The 18,565-nt window shown below is 63.1% G+C and carries 16 protein-coding genes; 11 read left to right on the top strand and 5 right to left on the bottom strand.

Features of this window, described 5'->3' with window-relative positions:
• Window positions 1-82: 82 nt before the first annotated feature.
• The 3 genes from lepA to ACV1FX_RS35055 all read left to right on the top strand — a co-directional run bounded on the left by lepA (window position 83) and on the right by ACV1FX_RS35055 (window position 3,901).
• Complete coding sequence (lepA, locus tag ACV1FX_RS35065) at window positions 83-1,894, top strand: translation elongation factor 4 (RefSeq protein WP_473122107.1); 1,812 nt, start codon at window positions 83-85, stop codon at window positions 1,892-1,894.
• Window positions 1,895-2,044: 150 nt separating this feature from the next.
• Window positions 2,045-2,566: a hypothetical protein gene (locus ACV1FX_RS35060; protein ID WP_473122106.1), complete on the top strand. Its 522-nt coding sequence runs from the start codon at window positions 2,045-2,047 to the stop codon at window positions 2,564-2,566.
• Window positions 2,567-2,791: 225 nt separating this feature from the next.
• A complete protein-coding gene (locus ACV1FX_RS35055; protein WP_473122105.1) occupies window positions 2,792-3,901 on the top strand; it encodes a hypothetical protein in 1,110 nt (369 codons plus the stop codon).
• 109 nt (window positions 3,902-4,010) lie between these two features.
• Here ACV1FX_RS35055 and ACV1FX_RS35050 read toward each other — a convergent pair whose 3' ends face one another.
• Complete coding sequence (locus ACV1FX_RS35050) at window positions 4,011-4,958, bottom strand: alpha/beta hydrolase family protein (RefSeq protein ID WP_473122104.1); 948 nt, start codon at window positions 4,956-4,958, stop codon at window positions 4,011-4,013.
• A gap of 103 nt (window positions 4,959-5,061) precedes the next feature.
• Here ACV1FX_RS35050 and ACV1FX_RS35045 point away from each other — a divergent pair, with 103 nt between their 5' ends.
• The 3 genes from ACV1FX_RS35045 to ACV1FX_RS35035 all read left to right on the top strand — a co-directional run bounded on the left by ACV1FX_RS35045 (window position 5,062) and on the right by ACV1FX_RS35035 (window position 7,995).
• Entirely contained in the window at window positions 5,062-6,171 is a 1,110-nt protein-coding gene (locus ACV1FX_RS35045; protein ID WP_473122103.1) for a serine hydrolase domain-containing protein, read from the top strand.
• Window positions 6,172-6,392: 221 nt separating this feature from the next.
• Window positions 6,393-6,602, top strand: a complete 210-nt coding sequence (locus ACV1FX_RS35040) for a hypothetical protein (protein ID WP_473122102.1) — start codon at window positions 6,393-6,395, stop codon at window positions 6,600-6,602.
• Window positions 6,603-6,837: 235 nt separating this feature from the next.
• Window positions 6,838-7,995, top strand: a complete 1,158-nt coding sequence (locus ACV1FX_RS35035) for an acyl-CoA dehydrogenase family protein (RefSeq protein WP_473122101.1) — start codon at window positions 6,838-6,840, stop codon at window positions 7,993-7,995.
• Between the two features lie 122 nt (window positions 7,996-8,117).
• Here ACV1FX_RS35035 and ACV1FX_RS35030 read toward each other — a convergent pair whose 3' ends face one another.
• Together ACV1FX_RS35030 and ACV1FX_RS35025 are read right to left on the bottom strand one after the other, a co-directional pair.
• The gene (locus tag ACV1FX_RS35030; protein ID WP_473122100.1) at window positions 8,118-10,187 is read right to left on the bottom strand and encodes a putative bifunctional diguanylate cyclase/phosphodiesterase; all 2,070 of its coding nucleotides are present in this window, start codon (window positions 10,185-10,187) and stop codon (window positions 8,118-8,120) included.
• A gap of 493 nt (window positions 10,188-10,680) precedes the next feature.
• The gene (locus ACV1FX_RS35025; protein ID WP_473122099.1) at window positions 10,681-11,403 is read right to left on the bottom strand and encodes a hypothetical protein; all 723 of its coding nucleotides are present in this window, start codon (window positions 11,401-11,403) and stop codon (window positions 10,681-10,683) included.
• A 348-nt stretch (window positions 11,404-11,751) separates the two neighbouring features.
• Here ACV1FX_RS35025 and mepA point away from each other — a divergent pair, with 348 nt between their 5' ends.
• The 5 genes from mepA (at window position 11,752) to modC (ending at window position 15,887) form a co-directional block, all read left to right on the top strand.
• On the top strand, window positions 11,752-12,696 hold the full coding sequence (mepA, locus tag ACV1FX_RS35020; protein ID WP_473122098.1) for a penicillin-insensitive murein endopeptidase: 945 nt from the start codon (window positions 11,752-11,754) through the stop codon (window positions 12,694-12,696).
• 318 nt (window positions 12,697-13,014) lie between these two features.
• Entirely contained in the window at window positions 13,015-13,521 is a 507-nt protein-coding gene (locus ACV1FX_RS35015; protein WP_473122097.1) for a hypothetical protein, read from the top strand.
• Window positions 13,522-13,713: 192 nt separating this feature from the next.
• On the top strand, window positions 13,714-14,499 hold the full coding sequence (gene modA / locus ACV1FX_RS35010) for a molybdate ABC transporter substrate-binding protein (RefSeq protein ID WP_473122096.1): 786 nt from the start codon (window positions 13,714-13,716) through the stop codon (window positions 14,497-14,499).
• Window positions 14,500-14,526: 27 nt separating this feature from the next.
• The gene (gene modB, locus ACV1FX_RS35005) at window positions 14,527-15,222 is read left to right on the top strand and encodes a molybdate ABC transporter permease subunit (RefSeq protein ID WP_473122095.1); all 696 of its coding nucleotides are present in this window, start codon (window positions 14,527-14,529) and stop codon (window positions 15,220-15,222) included.
• Between the two features lie 2 nt (window positions 15,223-15,224).
• Complete coding sequence (modC, locus tag ACV1FX_RS35000) at window positions 15,225-15,887, top strand: molybdenum ABC transporter ATP-binding protein (RefSeq protein WP_473122094.1); 663 nt, start codon at window positions 15,225-15,227, stop codon at window positions 15,885-15,887.
• 227 nt (window positions 15,888-16,114) lie between these two features.
• Here modC and ACV1FX_RS34995 read toward each other — a convergent pair whose 3' ends face one another.
• Entirely contained in the window at window positions 16,115-16,375 is a 261-nt protein-coding gene (locus ACV1FX_RS34995; protein WP_473122093.1) for a PepSY domain-containing protein, read from the bottom strand.
• Window positions 16,376-16,578: 203 nt separating this feature from the next.
• Window positions 16,579-18,372: a potassium/proton antiporter gene (locus ACV1FX_RS34990; protein ID WP_473122092.1), complete on the bottom strand. Its 1,794-nt coding sequence runs from the start codon at window positions 18,370-18,372 to the stop codon at window positions 16,579-16,581.
• Between the last annotated feature and the right edge of the window lie 193 nt (window positions 18,373-18,565).

Here is an 18,565-nt window from a genome sequence, read left to right as displayed (position 1 = left end):
GAATCAGCTTGGCGTGAAGAAAGGCCCTGAAAATACAGTAATATGGTTGCCGCACGGGGATGTGAGTGGTATCCCGCGCCCCATGACGACCGCCCCCATTTCCAACATCCGCAATTTCTCCATCGTCGCCCACATCGACCATGGCAAATCGACGCTGGCCGACCGCCTGATCCAGATGACGGGCGGCCTGTCCGAGCGCGAAATGGCCGGCAAGGAGCAGGTGCTCGATTCCATGGATATCGAGCGCGAGCGCGGCATCACCATCAAGGCGCAGACCGTTCGGCTCTCGTATCGCGCCAAGGACGGCAAGGATTACATCTTCAACCTGATGGACACGCCCGGCCATGTCGACTTCGCCTATGAAGTCTCGCGGTCGCTGGCGGCCTGCGAGGGTTCCCTGCTCGTCGTCGACGCCAGCCAGGGCGTCGAGGCGCAGACGCTCGCCAACGTCTACCAGGCGCTCGACAACAATCACGAGATCGTCCCGGTCCTGAACAAGGTCGACCTGCCGGCCGCCGAACCGGAGAAGATCAAGCAGCAGATCGAGGACGTCATCGGCATCGACGCGTCGGATGCGGTGATGATCTCGGCCAAGACCGGCCTCGGCGTGCCCCATGTGCTGGAGGCGATCGTCACCCGTCTGCCGCCGCCGAAGGGCGACCGCGATGCGACCTTGAAGGCGCTGCTGGTCGACAGCTGGTACGACGTCTATCTCGGCGTCGTCGTGCTGATCCGCGTCGTCGACGGCGTCATGAAGAAGGGCCAGCGCGTCCGGATGATGGGCACGGGCGCGGCCTATGACATCGAGCGCGTCGGTTTCTTCACCCCGAAGATGCAGCAGGTCGACGAGCTCGGCCCCGGCGAGATCGGCTTCATCACCGCGGCGATCAAGGAAGTCGCCGACACCCGCGTCGGCGACACCATCACCGACGACAAGAAGCCGGTCTCCGAGATGCTGCCGGGCTTCAAGCCGGCGATCCCGGTCGTGTTCTGCGGCCTGTTTCCGGTGGACGCCGACGACTTCGAGACGCTGCGCGCCGCGATGGGCAAGCTGCGCCTCAACGACGCCAGCTTCTCCTTCGAGATGGAGACCTCGGCCGCGCTCGGCTTCGGCTTCCGCTGCGGCTTCCTCGGGCTGCTGCACCTGGAGATCATCCAGGAGCGCTTGTCGCGCGAGTTCGATCTCAACCTGATCGCGACCGCGCCGAGCGTCATCTACAAGATGAAGCTCACCGACGGCCAGGAGATCGAGATTCACAATCCCGTCGACATGCCCGACGTGGTCAAGATCGCCGAAATCGACGAGCCCTGGATCGAAGCCACGATCCTGACGCCCGACGAATATCTCGGCAGCGTGCTGAAGCTGTGCCAGGACCGCCGCGGCTCGCAGAAGGAGCTCACCTATGTCGGCTCCCGCGCCATGGTGAAGTACGATTTGCCGCTCAACGAGGTCGTGTTCGACTTCTACGACCGCCTGAAATCGGTCTCCAAGGGCTACGCTTCGTTCGACTATCATCTGACCGACTACAAGCCAGCCGATCTCGTCAAGATGCAGATCCTGGTCAATGCCGAGCCGGTCGACGCGCTCTCGATGCTGGTGCATCGCACCCGCGCGGAGGGTCGCGGCCGCGCCATGGTCGAGAAGATGAAGGAGCTGATCCCGCCGCACATGTTCCAGATCCCGATCCAGGCAGCGATCGGCGGCAAGGTGATCGCCCGCGAGACGGTCCGCGCCCTGCGCAAGGACGTCACCGCAAAGTGCTATGGCGGCGACATCACGCGTAAGCGGAAACTTCTGGAGAAGCAGAAGGAAGGCAAGAAGAAGATGCGGCAGTTCGGCAAGGTCGACATCCCGCAGGAAGCCTTCATTGCCGCGCTCAAGGTGGATAGCTGAGGCGCGCCCTCAAGCCGCCACGGCAGCAGCCGGCGATGGTCGGCGCCCGACCTTTCGATTTTACGAAATTGATTTGACGCGTCAGGCAAATCATCGGCATGATGGCATCATTGTGGCCCGCGGGATTTAGCGTCCTCCCTGGGGGCGAAGATGCTTCGTTCGATCAACTTTGTCGCGGCTATGGGCCTCGCACTTGGTGGCACCCTGGGAATGGCGGGGGCCATGGTCACGCAACGGAACGTGCAGGCGATCCTGTGGGCGATCGACGGCTCGGCACTTGTGATGGCCGCAGCACTGCTCGCCACAAAATACTTTCGGGCAGGATATGACGTGGTCGCCGGCGGCTTTCTGGTTTTTGCCATCGGCGAGGGTGTCATCATGCTTTCAGGACCTGCGGCAGATCAGCCGGGCAGCATCGCTGCGTTTGCCGCCGGTGCCGCTCTTTGGGGGACGGCGCTTCTCCTCATCAGCGTCCCAAGGCTGTTCGCCATGCCGATCCGAATCCTCGGCAGCGCGAGCGCAGTCCTGTTCATCGTCACCGCGGCGAGAATTTTCTGGGGTGAGCGGCTGGAGCCAACGTCCACACCGTTGCCGACCTACGCCTATCCCGTGCTGGTCGCGACCTTCGCCGGCTGGATCTGGACACTCTGGCGCGAAACCGGCAGCGAATAGTGTTCCAGCGCTAATGGCCGCGCTGAAGGCGGATCGCTGAGCGAACACCTTTATCGTGCGTGCTGATCGAAAACGTCTGACGATCACGGCCTTGTCATCAACGTCATCGAACCAACAACGTTTCCGGCTGCTCAAATTATCGTATCGCCATTGATGCTGCTCACCCTCGGGGGGCGCATTCCGTGCGAAGGTCCCATTAAAAACTCCAGTTACCCGGAGAGCGGCATGGGCAAAGTTCCAGGGCGAACCGACTATATGCCGATCGCGGAATTTCAACGGCGCGCTCTCGCGGCGAAGGGACGAGGCGATCAACCCCAACCACGCAAGATACTCGTCCTCGACGTTCCCTACAGTCCCGATTTCGATATCTTTGCTGCGAGCGTGGCCCATGCAATTCGTGGCGAAGTGGTCTATCGCAGCGACGGTGGCGTGTTCGCGCGTGGTTTCGTCCGCGCCAGCGGGGATCTGAAAAACATTCACGACTTCTTCCGGCATCCGGCCAATCGGCCCGGGCCGACCGTAAGGATATTGGGGTTCCTTTGGCGTCGGCGGGACCCGACCGCGTCGATGCGATGGGTGATGAGCATTCGCTTCGAGCTTCCGACAATAGACTTCAGCCAAGAGGAAGGGGAACACATCCAGGCCCGCCAGGATGTGGTGACCGGCATGGAGAAGCATCTCGTCGAACAGATCCTGGATCAGGCCACCGCGGCCACCGACAGTTCGGCGTGGAATCCGCCGAACAAGTGGGGGATCGACCGCGTCAGACGGATTCGCGACTGGGTTCACCTTGCAACGTCCGCCGGATATCCTGCCTTACTGAATCTCTGGTACTATGATCGACGCGCTGTCTTTCTTTATGTGCAGTTGAAAGTGCGATTGGATGGACGCTTGGAAGACAGAACGCCCGAACGAAAGAACATGACGACCGCAACCTCGGGCAATCTGCCGTTCGATGGAGAGACTGGCCCGCCCGAACATTTGAAGTGGCGCCATTATCTTTTCCGGGAGATTTTGGAGCAATGTCGTGGAAAGGATGTCGACAGTTGCTATACGATCGTGGGACAGCAGATGTCGCACGCGGAGGATGAAATCTTCCGGACATTTTCAGAAGTGCAGCACGAAGTTCAGCGATCCGCACAATATCAGAACGCTACTCAGGGTCCGATGCCCATCGGTCCGAAAACCACATTGACCAGCAGCGATTCCGGCGCGCTCGGCAACGCGAACGCGTTTCTCAAGCACCTGCAGTCGCTGTTGAGAGATCCAAATACGCTTTATCACACCTACACGCGCTATTCGCAGGCATCGCCGGGTCTATGGGGGACCTTCTAGGAGCGGGGACCAAGGCGAAGATCCTGGCGGCCAGCGCCAAGTTATTCGCTTGGAATAAAGGCCCCGGTCCTTAAGGAGCCGCGTGCCAGTTGGCGCGAGCCCGACCTCATCAATTCGATACTCGGTCTGTCTGCACAGGCATCTCGTTCAGTCTCTCGATGATGGAGGCGGTCGTCGCGCCGCTCGCGCACATCCCCGTTGCGGTCTCGCCGAAATCAACGAGGCTATGATACTTTGGCTTGGGAGCTTTCTGCAGAGGCAACAACCAGGCATCAAGGCCCCGCTTCTTCAATGCATTGAAGTAAAGCTCCTGCGTTGAAAACGGAATGTTGGTATCGCGCGGGTCTGCGATCAGGAATATTCGTCGCCCAGGCTGGTTCGGTATCTTGTCTGTCGAGTCGTAGGGATCGAAAAAGACTTCGGTCTTGAGCCGGTGCACAAACCCTCTTTTCTCGAGCCTGGCACGATAGGCGGCCGCAGGAGAGGAAAGCACCGCACATTGGATATCGTTGCGCCGGGCGAGAAATTCGGCGGCAAGCGTTCCGCCGCCACTGTGCCCACCGAGCACCCATCGATCAATATGATAACGCGCCTTCAAGGCATCGATCTGAGCCTCGACGAGCTTCGCTTCGAGCGGCGTGTGCCTGATGTCATAATGTTTGCCGGCGCTGCCATAAGTACCGGGTCGGGCGAGAAAAATATAAGGCACGGCGTAGCGGTTGGACAATGTGGTGGACTGCTCAATCATCGAGGCGACCCCCAGCCCTTGCTGATGAGCGACGCCTTTCGGGCCGCCCATCACGTCGCCGGACATCCAGGCAGCGACAAGGGGATTCGGCCCATTGGATGTGAGGCCGGCGGCATAGTATCTCAGGCAGTAGCCTTGACCATCGACTCGGACCCAGACTGCCGTCTGGCGCCGCTCAATGTCTTCGCAGGCTGAAGACGTGATTTTGATTCCGTCGATGACGCCGACCGGATCGAACGTCGCGGGGTCCGGTAGAGATTGAGCCATAATTTTGCCCGATGCGCTGGACGAGATCGCGATGGCAAGCATGAAAGCTCGTGTGGCAGCCAATCGGCACCTCTCATGAGGTGTATGCACACGAACTAAACGCTCGCAGGTCGAGACATTGTCTGCGATGGGCTGGGGAATACAAATGCGCGCAGCAGCGATCCGCTTGGTTGTCATCTCGGCTACCTTGTCTCTAATTCTCTCCACGGTCGAGTTCGCAATCGGAGGCGAGTCAAACCCTGACTGTGGCAAGCCATCTGATATCCACGACGGATGGCGCATCAGTTCGCCGGAGCAACAGGGATTTGACGCCGCCTTGCTGTGCGCGATGGGAAAAGGGGTTATTGATGGCAAGCTCCCCAACGTCGACTCGATTGTCGTCGTTCGTCATGGCGCGCTTGTTTACGAACGTTACTTTGACTACCCGAACCATCTATCCTTCGACGCGACCATCAAGCATGTCGGCAATTCGATGACCAAGAGCGTGGTATCGCTTCTGGTCGGAATTGCAATGGATCGCGGCCTGATCAAGGACCTGGACGCTCCAATTTTTTCATATTTCCCTGAGTACGCCGATCTTCGTACGCCGGCAAAGGATCGCATCACGCTACGGAACCTTCTGACAATGTCGGCCGGACTGAGCCCGTCCGTCGCGCATCCGATACTACACCACGAACACGATCCCTATCGGCATACGCTCGAACAGAACCTCGCGCGAGATCCCGGCATTTCCTTCGAATACAACGGTGCAGAAACAGAACTCATCGGAGCGGTCCTGCAAAAGGTCTTTGGGAAAACCGTCGATGTTCTGGCACGTGAGAATATCTTCGTGCCTCTCGGTATCCAGGACATCGACTGGTATGGGCGCCTCAGCAATGGCGTTCCGACGTCCAGCACAGGGCTTAGCCTGCGCCCCCGCGACTGGGCGAAAATCGGCCAGCTCGTTCTGAACCGCGGGGCCTGGGAGGGGAAGCAGATCGTCCCTGCGCCCTGGATTGCTCAATCGACGGCGGAGCAAATCAAGGCTCAAAAGCGCTTGTCATATGGTTTCCAGTGGTGGCGAGGTCAATCGCTGATCGAGAGCCGCGTCGTTGAGTGGACGGCCGCGATGGGCTTCAATGCGCAAAAGGTTGTCATTATCCCCGAGCTTGACACGATCGTTGTCTTCAACGCGTCGCTCCAGTCCGTCCAGATGATCGCACCCGAAATCCAACTACTCGATAAGTACGTTTTGCCCGCGGTTTTGAAATATTGAGGAGAGCGTGTCGCAGAGCACGGCGATCGTGGCTGCGGGTCATTTTCGGCGCAATTGGCGGGTGCCGTCGGCCGGTCGACGTTCGCTGCTGCCGCTGAAGTTCGGCGCATGGCACACGTTTATTCGTCGGCTGATCGAACCCGCACGGAAATCGACGACACTATTCCTCTGCTGAATGATCTGCCGCGTCCGCCCAGGACCGGTACAGGGGAGAGTCTGTCATGCGGAAGCGAAACTGGCGATTGATTGCCGTAGGCGTCGTGCTCCTGGCTTTGGCCGCCCTGTTTTTCTTTTCCATGCGGGACATGACGCCCTGGTCCAACGATCCCGTCGCCCTGATGCGTACGGTGGGCGAAGTCTCCGGCGCTGTCGGCGGCATCAGTATCGTCATGATCGTGTTCGGACTGATCGGACGGAAAGTGCCGGCCTGAGCAGACCGTGTAGCCAGGAGCCCGTTAGCGTGACGCGGCGATGGTTCCGTCCGCTTTGCTCCGTTTGCGATCAAGCTCGCGCGGCCAACGCAATATGTCCCGAAGAACCAACGAGATGCCAGACTCGACACTGATGCATCCCCGGGAACGAGAGCCCTCACCTTGATCCTCCGCGCCAAATAGACCACCATCCCCGTCCTCACAGCTCACGACAAGAATGGGCGAGGAAACGCGGATGACTGAGCTTCCCGGATTTGGCCTGGTCGAGCGGGCGCGGGCGCTTGGCGCCTTGATTGCGGGCGAGGCGGACGAGATCGAGCGGACGCGGCGATTGACGGAACCTGTTGTCTCGGCCCTGATCGAGAACGGGCTTTACCGCACGCTGCTGCCGCAAAGCCTTGGCGGTGCCGAGGCCGCGCCTGAAGTCTTCATGCAGATGCTGGAGGAGATCGCGAAGCTCGACGCCTCTACGGCCTGGTGCCTCGGCCAGTGCAGCGTCTGCGGGATGATCGCGGCCTCGCTCGATCACGACGTGGCGCATGAGATCTTCAACACCCCACCCGGCATCCTCGCCTGGGGCGCGGTTGCCCATGAGGCGCGGGCGGTCGAGGGCGGCTATCGCGTCACTGCGCGCTGGGATTTTGCCTCCGGCTCGCGGCAGGCAAGCTGGCTGGGCGCGCATGTCCGCATCGTCAGTGCTGACGGAGCGCCACGCAAAAATGCCGATGGCTCGCCTGAGGTGCGCACCCTGCTGTTTCCGGCCACCAGCGCCGTTCTGCACGATGTCTGGCACGCGATCGGGCTCGCCGGCACCGGCACCGATTCCTACGAGGTCAGCGACCTCTTCATTCCCGAGCGTTTCGCGACATTTCGTGATGTGCCCCAAGCTTTGCGGGAAAAGGGGCCGCTCTACAAGCTCGGCACCGGTTCGGCATTCAGCCTCGGCTTTGCCGCGATCTCGCTCGGCGTCGCGCGGGCGACGCTGGATGCGGCCATCGCGCTCGCGCGCGGCAAGCACCAGTCACTTGCGGCGAAGGCGATGCGCGACAATGCCGCCGTACAGGGGCTGATCGGCCGCACCGAAGGCGATCTGCGCGCCGCGCGCGCCTATCTCCATGCGACGGCAAACGCGATGTGGCGCGAGCTGACCGTGTCTGGCGAATTCAGCGAGCCGCATCGCATCGCCGTGCGGCTGGCGTCAACCTGGACCATCCAACAGTCGGCGAAGGTGGTCGATACCGCCTATCACATGGCGGGCGCGACCGCGGTGTTCCGCAGCAATCCGTTCGAACGGCGCTTGCGCGACATGCACGCGATCGCCCAGCAGATCCAGGCGCGCGATACGCATTTTGAGGATGTCGGCAGGGCGATTCTGTCGGCGCAACCGAGCTAGGTTGAATCGACAGGAGCCGGCATGCACCTCGTAACCGGCCTCGTTCATCGTGGCTGGGGCAGTGAGACTCGTCGGGCGCCGATTCCGTCATCCGATCCACCGGGACGGAGGCGGAGGTTCAATCAGGCCACCAGCGCGTCCGCGCCGCGCTGCGCCGCGAGCAGGCTGACGATCTCTGCATTGGGGCGTGCCTTGGAGAACAGGAAACCCTGCCCCTCGTGGCAGCCCTCGGCGCGCAGGCAGCTCAGCTCGGCCTCGGTCTCGACACCCTCGGCGGTGATGGTGACGCCCAAGCCTTTGCCGAGGCTGACGATCGAACGGATGATCGCCTGCGATTCGCGGTTGGCGCCGAGATCGCGCACGAAGGACTGGTCGATCTTGATCTTGTCGAAGGGGAAGCTGCGTAAGTAGCTGAGGCTGGAATAGCCGGTGCCGAAATCGTCCATGGAGATCCGCACCCCGAGCGCGCGCAAGGCATGCAGCGTCGCCAGCACCTGGGCGCTCTTCTCGAGCAGCAGCGTCTCGGTGATCTCGAGCTCGAGCCGGTGCGGCGGCAGGTCGGAATGCTTCAGCGCCTCGGTGATCATCGAGAGCAGATTGCCGCCGCGGAATTGCAGCGGCGACAGGTTGACGGCGACGCGGACGTCGTCCGGCCAGGTTGCGGCATCCATGCAGGCCCGGCGCAGCATGAGCCCGCCTAGCGGGTTGATCAGTCCGGTGTCCTCGGCGACCGGAATGAACTCGGCCGGCGAGACCATGCCGCGCTCGGCATGCGGCCAGCGCACCAGCGCCTCGAAGCCGCTGATGCGGCCGGTCGAAAGATCGATCAGCGGCTGATAGAACGGCCGCAGCACATCGTTCTGGATCGCATCGCGCAGCTCGACCTCGATCTTGCGGCGACTCTGCGCCTTCGCATGCAGCGCCGCCTCGAAGAACGCGAACGTGCCGCGCGCATCGCTCTTGGCGCGCGACAGCGCCATGTCGGCGCTCTTGAGCAGCTTCTCGGATTCATCGCCGTCGCCGGGCGCCATGGCAATGCCGATGGAAGCGCCGATCACCACGGAATGGCCGTCGAGCAGATAGGGATCGGCGATCGCCTCCAGCAGGCGCTTTGCCAGCCCCACCGCATCCTCGGGCCGGGTCAGGCCGCTCTGGACGATGACGAATTCATCCGAATTCAGCCGCGCCAGCGCGTCCTCATCGCGCAGGGTGGAGCGCAGGCGCTTGGCGACGCCGCGCAGCAGCTTGTCGCCGATCGCGTGGCCGAGCGTGTCGTTGACCGCCTTGAAATTGTCGAGGCCCAGCATCAGCACCGCGACCTTCTCGGCGTTGCGGCGCGTATGCAGCAGCATCTCGTCGATCTGCTGACGCAGCAGGTTGCGGTTCGGCAGCCCGGTCAGGCCGTCGTGCTGGGCCATGAAGGCAAGCCGCGCCTCGGCACGCTTGCGCTCGGTGATGTCCATCAGCGCCAGCAGCACCGCCGGGCGGCCCGCGTAGGTCAGTTCGCGCGAGTAGATTGCGAGATCGATCAGCGCGCCGTCGGCCTTCACATGCGTCCAGGTGCGCGCGGCCTGCTCCTCGCTGCTCCGTCCGCTCGTCCAGGGCGGCTCGCTGTCGAAGGCCTGCAGCGAGCGGATCGTCAGCTTCTCGAATTCGGCACGACTGTGGCCGTAATGCGCGACCGCAGCGTCGTTGACGCCGAGGATGCGTTCGTCGTCCAGCGCGCAGACGATCATCGGCACCGGATTGCCATCGAACAACAGGCGGAACGAGGCCTCGCGCTGCTTCAATTCGGTGATGTCGACGCGCAGGCCGACGACGCCGCCGTCATCGGTGAGGCGCTCCTCGATCAGGATGACGCGGCCATCGGCAAGCTGCTGCTCGTGACGCGCGCCGGGCTGATAGAGCTTTTGCAGCCGCTCGGCGATCCATTCCTCTTCACGGCCGGCAGCTTCAGGATATTCGCCGCGCGCGACGCCGATGCGCAGCGTATCCTCCAGCCGCGTACCTTCCACGAACAGGTCGGCCGTCCTGTTGTAGATCTCGGCGTATTGCCTGTTCCAGAGAACGTAGCGGCCCTCAGGATCGAGAAACACGATACCCTGCGGCAGGATGTCGATCGCCTGGCGCAGCCGCTCATGCGATTTCCGCGCCTCCGCGACCGCAGCTTCCGCCTCCGCCCGGCTCTGCACGAGCGCATCGGTCTCGACCGGCGCACCATGAGGCCTCGCACGCTTCGACGCGGGCTTGCGCGATCGTCCGGCTGTCCAGGTGAGCGCCGTCCGCTTTCGCTTTCCTGCTTTTCGAGACCCCAACCTCAACTTCAACCGCCCCATTCGCACTTGGCAAACGCGAGTTGTCGGACAAGTGTCTGAAAAAAAAGTAATCCTGGTACACCGGTCCGCCGGGCGCGCGGCTCGGCGCCCCCTGCGCATTGTTGCCTTCGTGCCCGTTTGCAGGGCGACCGCGCGTTGACCGTCGCGACAGGCGAATGCGGTGGTCGCGATTGGAGGGAGGGGTGGCGCAAAAACGCGCACTCCCTATGAATCGATTCCGAATACGTGTCCGTTTGTATACGGGCACCGCTATTCCTCGCGTCACAGCGCGAATTTTGATCAGTTCCACATAGGGTTATCGCGGTGTTAAGAGAGACCGCCGCCGGGGCCATTTTTCGGGTCCAGAACCCTAATCAGCACCTGGCGACTTCGGCGCGACAGCTTTCGCATTGTGGTCGGACAAAACAGCGGGCACGTCGAACTTGCCGGTCTGCAGATCATATCTGCAGCTCCAGCCGCTCACCACGCCGGTCTGCATGGGCTTGCGGCCCTTGACGTCGGCATCCCCCGACAGGCTGATCAGGATATAGCGGTTGGCCGGCCAATCGACGCCGAGCCAGCGATAGTTCTCTTCGAGCCCCCTCACCAGATTCGCCGACATGTGATACTCCGGCGCCTTCCTGATCCTTCGCCAGTCGGGACGAGTTTTCAGATAGTCCCACGCCAGATCGCCGAGCGGCTTCTTGCTCGCGGAAGCGTAGCGATCGGAAGCGAGGCGATACAGATGGAGCGTCGCCTCACCCGAGCCGGTCTTTTGCAGGCGAACGATCCATTTCAGGTCGTTGGTGAAGAGAAAATCGGCGGGATAGTCGGCCGGCTCCGGATCAAGCAGCGTGAATGTCCCCGGCCGGCGCGCCCAGAATTGCCATTTCCAGTCGTCCGTGTCCTGGTTGAGATATTGCTCGATCGTTGTCGCGCCGTCCGGCGATGTCTTGGTGTATTTCTCCTCGATCCTGTAGCCCGGCGCCGGAGCCGCAGGCTGCGCGGCAAGCGCTCCCGAGCAGACGCCGATGCTGCAGGCAACGAACAGGCCGATCCAAGATCGCCTGATCCAAGATGTTTTGCCCTGCATTTTCTCGCTCCCTTGATCCGGTCATGCGATTAGTCGCGCAGGTCCCGATCAAGTTCGTTGTGGACACCACTCGCAGCAGCTTTCACCACCGCAAGCGGTCGGTCGGCAGTGAACCTTTGCGGCGCGGCCCGCGACAAACAACCGCCATCGCCGCGACAGCGGCACGCGTCGATCCAGGTTGCTCATGCCGATCGTCAGAAGCGTTCTCATCCCGGGTGAAGTGATCCGACGTCCTGCAGACTGTCGCGCGGTCTTTCGTGCGTCCCTGTAAAGACGCTGTGAGTTCGGGCCCGCTCGAAAGCCTGGTTCTTAACCCTGCGGCGGCGTTGGGGTATAAAAGGCCTCAGCATGAGTCCCTGCCGCCTCGCCCCCCTCCTACTTCTGCTTGCCCTCCTGAACGCCGGCGGCGCGCTGGCCCAGGACAAGGGCAGCGTTAACCCCAAACCGCTGCCGCCGCTCGCCAATCCGAACGACCCCAAGCTCGGCGCGAAGGAGCTGTTCGCGCGAAAGCTGCTGCCCTCCATGGGGCCGGCGCATGTCATCGGCTCCTACGTCAAGGGTTGCATCGGCGGCGCGGTGCAGATGCCGCTCAACGGCGAGAACTGGCAGGTGATGCGGCTGTCGCGCAATCGCAACTGGGGCCATCCGGACATGATCGCGCTGATCAAGCGCCTTGCGGCCAAGGCACACAAGGATGCCGGCTGGCCGGGCATCCTGGTCGGCGACATCGGCCAGCCGCGCGGCGGACCTGCGCTGTCGGGCCATGCCAGCCACCAGATTGGTCTGGATGCCGACATCTGGCTGACGCCGATGCCGGACCATCGTCTCTCGCGCGAGGAGCGCGAGGAGACGTCCGCGGTGATGATGGTGCGCGAGGACCGGCTCGATATCGATCCAAAAGTGTTCACCCCTGGCCACGTCCTGGTGCTGCGCGATGCGGCACAGGAGCCGGCGGTACAGCGCATCTTCGTCAATCCCGCAATCAAGAAGGCGCTCTGCCGCGAGGCCGAGGGCGACCGCTCCTGGCTATCGAAAATCCGGCCGTGGTGGGGCCACGACTATCACTTCCACATCCGCATGCGCTGCCCGCTCGGCGCGAGCGAATGCGAGAGCCAGAAGTCGCAGTCCGATGACGAAGGATGCAAGCCGTCCGATCTAGCCTACTGGTTCAGCGAAGGCGTGCTGCATCCCAAGCCACCGCCGGAGCCGCCCAAGCCGAAGCCGCCGATGACGCTGGCGCAAATGCCTGCTGCCTGCAAAGCCGTGCTGCACGCACCGGACGCGAAGCCGTAGCATCGGCTTGCACGCTGCCGCCTCACACTCAAACGTCGTCCTGGCGAAAGCCAGGCCCCATTACCCCAGGGAGGAGACGTGGCGCGAACTGCCAACCGCGAATCTTCGCCAAACTACTCCCTGGGGTAGTGGGTCCTGGATCTGCGCTCGCTCGTCCAGGACGACACGGACGGTTGGCTCGTACCACACGAATGCGCTAGGATCGGCCCGCCGTTGTGCCGTAAGCACGCGACATCTCGGGATGCGCGTCCCGTTCTTCGACAACAAACCTGACTGCACGCGCGCGGCACCACCGCGCCGCCAACGATGAGATTTGACATGCGCGCCCTCACCCTCCTTGCCGTGCTCTTCGTCAGCACGACCTCCGCCCTTGCAGCCGAAGAGCCGAGCGGCTGCGACAAGTTCAAATGGCCGATCGAACGGGACCGCGCTGCGCTCACCGCGCCGGATCGCGCCAAGCTTGCCACAGGCAGCGAACAGGCGGCCGTGCCGCCATCGGCCATCGCACTGACGCTGGTCGCGCCCGCCGACGCCAAACTGCCCTCCCCGCCGGAGCGCGCACCGAAGGACGGCACTTTTGCCGGCTTCCTGAGCTTCAAGTCCGCGCCCAAGGCGGGCGTCTATACGATCAGCCTGTCGGCGGGCGCCTGGGTCGACCTGGTCCAGGACGGGCACTTCCTCAAGCCCGTCGCCTTCAGCGGCGCGACCGACTGTGACGGCATTCGCAAGACCATGAAATACGAGCTTTCAGCCAAGCCGTTCATGCTCCAGGTCAGTGGTGCCCGGGAGAATTCGGTCTCGATCGCGATCCTGCCCGCCGAATAGCCGTCATCCGTTAGACAAACGGTCGCCTTTACCATAAGCCCCAGCCTGCTATGTTTGCAGTGCGATACCCTTGCCGGCCGTAAGCCGTTGCGGGGACTAGCGGAACAGCGCCTTCCGTCCGTCGCACCCAACCCACCTCACGCCAGATCTGCGCGTGCGTTTGTGCGCGCGACCTCGCACGGAGCGCTATCCATGTTTCGTTTTGCCGGACTTTTCACCGCTTTTGTGATCCTCCTTGGTGCGGCCCTCTCGCCCGCGGTCGCCGAGGACAAGACCATCACCGTCTTCGCCGCCGCCTCGATGAAGAACGCGCTCGACGAGATCGACGCGGCCTACACCGCCAAGACCGGCGTCAAGTTCACGGTCAGCTATGCCGCGAGCTCCGTATTGGCAAAACAGATCGAGCAGGGCGCGCCGGCCGACGTGTTCGTCTCCGCCGACACCGACTGGATGGATTACGCTACAGCCAAAAAGACCATCAACGAACCGACCCGCGTCAACCTGCTTGGCAACAGCATCGTGCTGATCGCACCGAAGGATTCCAAGATCGACAACGTCACGATCGCCCAGGGCTTTGACCTCGCAAAGCTCGCCGGCGACGGCAAGATCGCGACCGGCGACGTAAAGTCTGTGCCGGTCGGCAAATACGCCAAGGCCGCTCTGGAGAAGCTCGGCGCGTGGCAGGCGGCCGAGCCGAAATTCGCCATGGCCGAGAGCGTGCGCGCTGCGCTGACGCTGGTGGCGCGTGGTGAGGCCGCGCTCGGGATCGTCTATTCGACCGACGCCAAGATCGAACCCGGCGTGAAGATCGTCGGCACCTTCCCGGCAGATTCGCATCCCGCGATCATCTATCCGGTCGCCGCGACCACGACCGCGAAGGGCGAGACGAACGACTATCTCGCCTTCCTGCGCTCGACGACGGCCAAGACGATCCTCGAGAAATATGGCTTCAAGTTCCTGATCAGCCCCACAACCTAATGCCTGCAGCTTGATGCTTACGATCTGATGTCCGCGATCACATCGGCCGAATGGACCGCGATCCTGCTTTCCTTGCGGGTCGCGGTCATCGCGACGCTGGTGGCGACGCCGTTCGGCATCGCGCTGGCCTGGCTGCTCGCGCGACGTGATTTCTGGGGCAAATCGCTGCTCGACGCGCTGGTGCACTTGCCTTTGGTGCTGCCGCCGGTCGTCACCGGCTATCTGCTGTTGCTGACGTTTGGCCGGCGCGGCCTCGTCGGCGGCTTTCTCGCCGACTATCTCGGCATCGTCTTCGCGTTTCGCTGGACCGGCGCTGCGCTCGCCTGCGGTATCATGTCGTTTCCGCTGCTGGTGCGTCCGATGCGGCTCTCGATCGAGGCGATCGACCGCAGGCTCGAGCAGGCCGCGGAGACGCTGGGTGCTGCACCATGGAAGGTGTTCTTGACGGTCACCTTGCCACTCGCGCTGCCCGGCGTGCTTGCCGGCATGGTGCTCGGCTTTGCCAAGGCCATCGGCGAGTTCGGCGCGACCATCACCTTCGTCTCCAACATTCCCGGCGAGACACAGACGATCTCCTCCGCCATCTATTCGCTGATCCAGACGCCGGACGGCGATGCCGCGGCGGGACGGCTCGTGATCATCTCGATCGTGATCGCGCTCGGCGCGCTGATGGCGGCCGAATGGTTCGCGCGGCGCGCGACCGCACGGCTGCACGGGAATTGACCATGCTGCGCGTCGACGTCGAGAAACAGCTCGGTGAATTCTCGCTCTACGCCTCCTTCGTGAGCGAAGGGCGCGTGACCGGCCTGTTCGGCGCGTCCGGCGCCGGCAAGACTTCGCTGGTGAACATGATCGCGGGCTTGCTACGGCCTGACCGTGGTACGATCATCATCGATGGCGAGACGGTCGACGACACCGCGGCCGGTATTCACGTGCCGGCCTACCGCCGGCGCATCGGTTACGTGTTTCAGGATGCGCGGCTGTTTCCGCATATGAACGTCGCTGAGAATCTCGACTATGGCCGGCGGATGAACCACCTGGCGCATGATCCGGCACAGGAGAGACGCATCGTCGATCTGCTCGACATCGGCGCCCTGCAGGGTCGCCGCCCCGGAAAGCTCTCCGGTGGCGAGCGCCAGCGCGTCGCGCTCGGGCGCGCACTACTGTCCAAGCCGCGGCTGCTTTTGCTCGACGAGCCGCTCGGCGCGCTGGACGAGGGCCGCAAGCTCGAGATCCTGCCCTACCTCGTGCGGCTGCGCGACGAGGCCAACGTGCCCATGGTCTATGTCAGCCACGACGCCGCCGAGCTGCGCCAGCTCGCAACGCAAATCGTGATGCTGCGCGAGGGCCGTGTGACGTCATTCGGCGGGGTGAAGGTGCTGACGTGACTTGGTGATGCGGCGCAGTCGCGCAGGACCCTCCGCAGTCGTCATGGCGAAAGCCAAAACCCATTACCACAGAATTTTGCGGTTAAGAAACTCCGTCACAACGAATCTTCGCCAAACCCGATCCTGTGGCTATGGATCCCGGGCTCGCGCTTCGCGCGCCCCGGGACGACAGTTGAGGATGACGCGATGTCACCACGCTGTCGCGAGCACAGTGACATCGGAGCTATCTACCACCCTCTCTCGACATTCCGCACGTCGCCGGTGTTGGCGTCGACATAGACTTCCATCCAGCGGCCGGCGCGATCGCGGCCTTCGATCTGCCATTCGTCGCCGAGGAACTGGGTGTGCGAGACGGTCCTGATGCCGATATCGGTAGCGATGCCGAGCGCGGTCTCCATCGAGACCTGGTCGCCGGAATCATAGGCCATGGCAGGCGCCGATGCGCCGAGCGCAAGGACCGTGACGATCGGGATGATGAACTTTCGCATGGAACCGCTCCTATTGATTTGTTACGCGGCTAACAAGGGACACAAGCGAGTGTTCCGGGTTCCGATCACGATGCGGTGCGCGAATGTTCGGCAGAACGCGGGATAACAGTTCCGCTGCCGCGCTCTCCATCGTCATCGTCGTCCTGGCGAAAGCCAGGACGACACCGGAGAGGCATCACGCAGCATCGTGCGCAGGTGGGCGGCTAAACCCCCGCCACCGAAATCCACAAATCCGCGAGCTTGCGGCGCAGCGCCTTCATCCGCGTCTGCGGCTCTGGCTTCTCCTCATCCTCCGGCAGGCGCAGGCCGACCACGTTGACGCGGCCGCCGGAGATGCTGCGTGCGACCAGCACGATCTCGTCGAGCGCGAGCTCGGCGCCTTCCTTCGGCGCCCGGTCGAGATGGATGTCGAAATAATCGGCGAGCGTCAGCTTGCCCTCGTCCTCACTCACCTTGACGCCATAGATCTCGGCGAGCTCGGCCAGCGTATGCTCGCCGGAGACCATGAAGTCGCCGAGCAAATGCGGGTCGGGCGCGGTGCTCGGCTGCATGTCGACGAAGAAGCGGTCGAGCGATTCGGCCTTTTCCGGCGGCGCCAGCAGATAGATGTAGTCGCCGGGCGCGATCGGGTCGGCCTCCGTCGGCGTCAGGATGTTCTCGTTGCGGATAACCAGCGTCGGCTTCGACCAGGACGGGATCAGGCCGCGGCGGAAATACAGGCTCTTGGGCCGCACGGCATAGCCGACGAGCTGCTGCTCGAGTTGCCCGGGCAGGTCCAATTCCACGCGGCGCGGGCCGCGCTCGCTGCGTGGCAGTGCGACATGCAGCTTGCGCGCCGCAGGCGCCAGCGTCCAGCCTTGCAAGAGCAGCGAGATGATGACGACCACGAAGGCGACGTCGAAATAGAGATAGGCCTTCGACAGCCCGACCAGCATCGGGATCGAGGCCAGGAAGATCGCAACGGCACCGCGCAGGCCGGTCCAGGCGATGAACACCTTTTCGCGCCAGTTGAAGCGGAATGGCGCAAGGCACAGGAACACCGCGAGGGGACGCGCGACCAGCATCAGGACCAGCGCGACGCCGATCGCCGGCACGGCGCTGGAGCCGAGCCGCTGCGGCGAGACGAGCAGGCCGAGCAGCACGAACATCACGATCTGCGCGAGCCAGGTCGCGGCGTCCAGGAACGTCACCACCGAATTATGCGCGCGGGTCGGCCTGTTGCCGATGATGATGCCGGCGAGATAGACCGCGAGGAACCCCGAGGCATGCATGATCTGCGAGCCGCCGAAGATGACGAGCGCTGCCGTCGTCACGAACGGCGCGTGCAGCCCTTGCGGCAGCGCCACCTGATTGAGCGCGATCACCACCAGCCGGCCGCCGATCACGCCAACGATCGCGCCGAGCACGGCCTCCTGGATGAACTCCATGATGACGTGGCCCGGCGAACTCGACCCCAGCGAGATGTATTCGACCAGCATCAGGGTGAGGAAGATCGCGAAGGGATCGTTGGTGCCGGATTCCGCCTCCAGCGTCGCGCCGACGCGCGGACGCAGCCGCAGGCCCTGCGTATGCACCAGCAGGAACACCGCAGCCGCATCGGTCGAGGCGACCACGGCGCCGACCAGCAGCGACTCGGCCCAGTTGAGATCCAGCGCGTATTTTGCGAACGGCGCCGTGATCAGCGCGGTCAGCAGCACGCCCACGGTCGCGAGCACCACGGATGGGGCCAGCACCGTGCGGATGCTCTGGAAGCGCGTGCGCAGGCCGCCGTCGAACAGAATCAGCGCCAGCGCCACCGAGCCGACCAGATAGGTCGTCCGCACGTCGTCGAACTGCAACTGCCCGGGGCCGGAATCGCCGGCCAGCATGCCGATGGCGAGAAAGACCAGCAGCAGGGGCGCGCCGAAGCGCAATGCAAGCAGGCTCGACAGGATGCCCGCCATCACCAGGACGGCGCCGAGCAGGATCGCGATGCTGACCGAGTCGAGAGACGCCATCCGTCGTCACGTGGGAGAGGAAATCATTGTAAAACCATCCTTATCGTCGCCACACTTGCCCGCCAACCCATTTCTGCCGCTCGCGGCAATCTGCCCGCATTTTACGGCCTTAACTCGCATCAACTGCCGGTGTATCGATGGCCCGGCCGCGCCCTTTGTGGGATTCTGCCGCTGCCTCGAATCAAATCCTCCC

It is taken from the genome of Bradyrhizobium ingae, assembly GCF_055791185.1.
This window is presented reverse-complemented; position numbering and strand designations above follow the sequence as displayed.

Coding starts and splice junctions, on each gene's coding strand:
- lepA (WP_473122107.1), top strand. CDS start 83: ATGACGACCGCCCCCATTTCCAACATCCGCAATTTCTCCATCGTCGCC.
- ACV1FX_RS35060 (WP_473122106.1), top strand. CDS start 2,045: ATGCTTCGTTCGATCAACTTTGTCGCGGCTATGGGCCTCGCACTTGGT.
- ACV1FX_RS35055 (WP_473122105.1), top strand. CDS start 2,792: ATGGGCAAAGTTCCAGGGCGAACCGACTATATGCCGATCGCGGAATTT.
- ACV1FX_RS35050 (WP_473122104.1), bottom strand. CDS start 4,958: ATGCTTGCCATCGCGATCTCGTCCAGCGCATCGGGCAAAATTATGGCT.
- ACV1FX_RS35045 (WP_473122103.1), top strand. CDS start 5,062: ATGCGCGCAGCAGCGATCCGCTTGGTTGTCATCTCGGCTACCTTGTCT.
- ACV1FX_RS35040 (WP_473122102.1), top strand. CDS start 6,393: ATGCGGAAGCGAAACTGGCGATTGATTGCCGTAGGCGTCGTGCTCCTG.
- ACV1FX_RS35035 (WP_473122101.1), top strand. CDS start 6,838: ATGACTGAGCTTCCCGGATTTGGCCTGGTCGAGCGGGCGCGGGCGCTT.
- ACV1FX_RS35025 (WP_473122099.1), bottom strand. CDS start 11,403: ATGCAGGGCAAAACATCTTGGATCAGGCGATCTTGGATCGGCCTGTTC.
- mepA (WP_473122098.1), top strand. CDS start 11,752: ATGAGTCCCTGCCGCCTCGCCCCCCTCCTACTTCTGCTTGCCCTCCTG.
- ACV1FX_RS35015 (WP_473122097.1), top strand. CDS start 13,015: ATGCGCGCCCTCACCCTCCTTGCCGTGCTCTTCGTCAGCACGACCTCC.
- modA (WP_473122096.1), top strand. CDS start 13,714: ATGTTTCGTTTTGCCGGACTTTTCACCGCTTTTGTGATCCTCCTTGGT.
- modB (WP_473122095.1), top strand. CDS start 14,527: ATGTCCGCGATCACATCGGCCGAATGGACCGCGATCCTGCTTTCCTTG.
- modC (WP_473122094.1), top strand. CDS start 15,225: ATGCTGCGCGTCGACGTCGAGAAACAGCTCGGTGAATTCTCGCTCTAC.
- ACV1FX_RS34995 (WP_473122093.1), bottom strand. CDS start 16,375: ATGCGAAAGTTCATCATCCCGATCGTCACGGTCCTTGCGCTCGGCGCA.
- ACV1FX_RS34990 (WP_473122092.1), bottom strand. CDS start 18,372: ATGGCGTCTCTCGACTCGGTCAGCATCGCGATCCTGCTCGGCGCCGTC.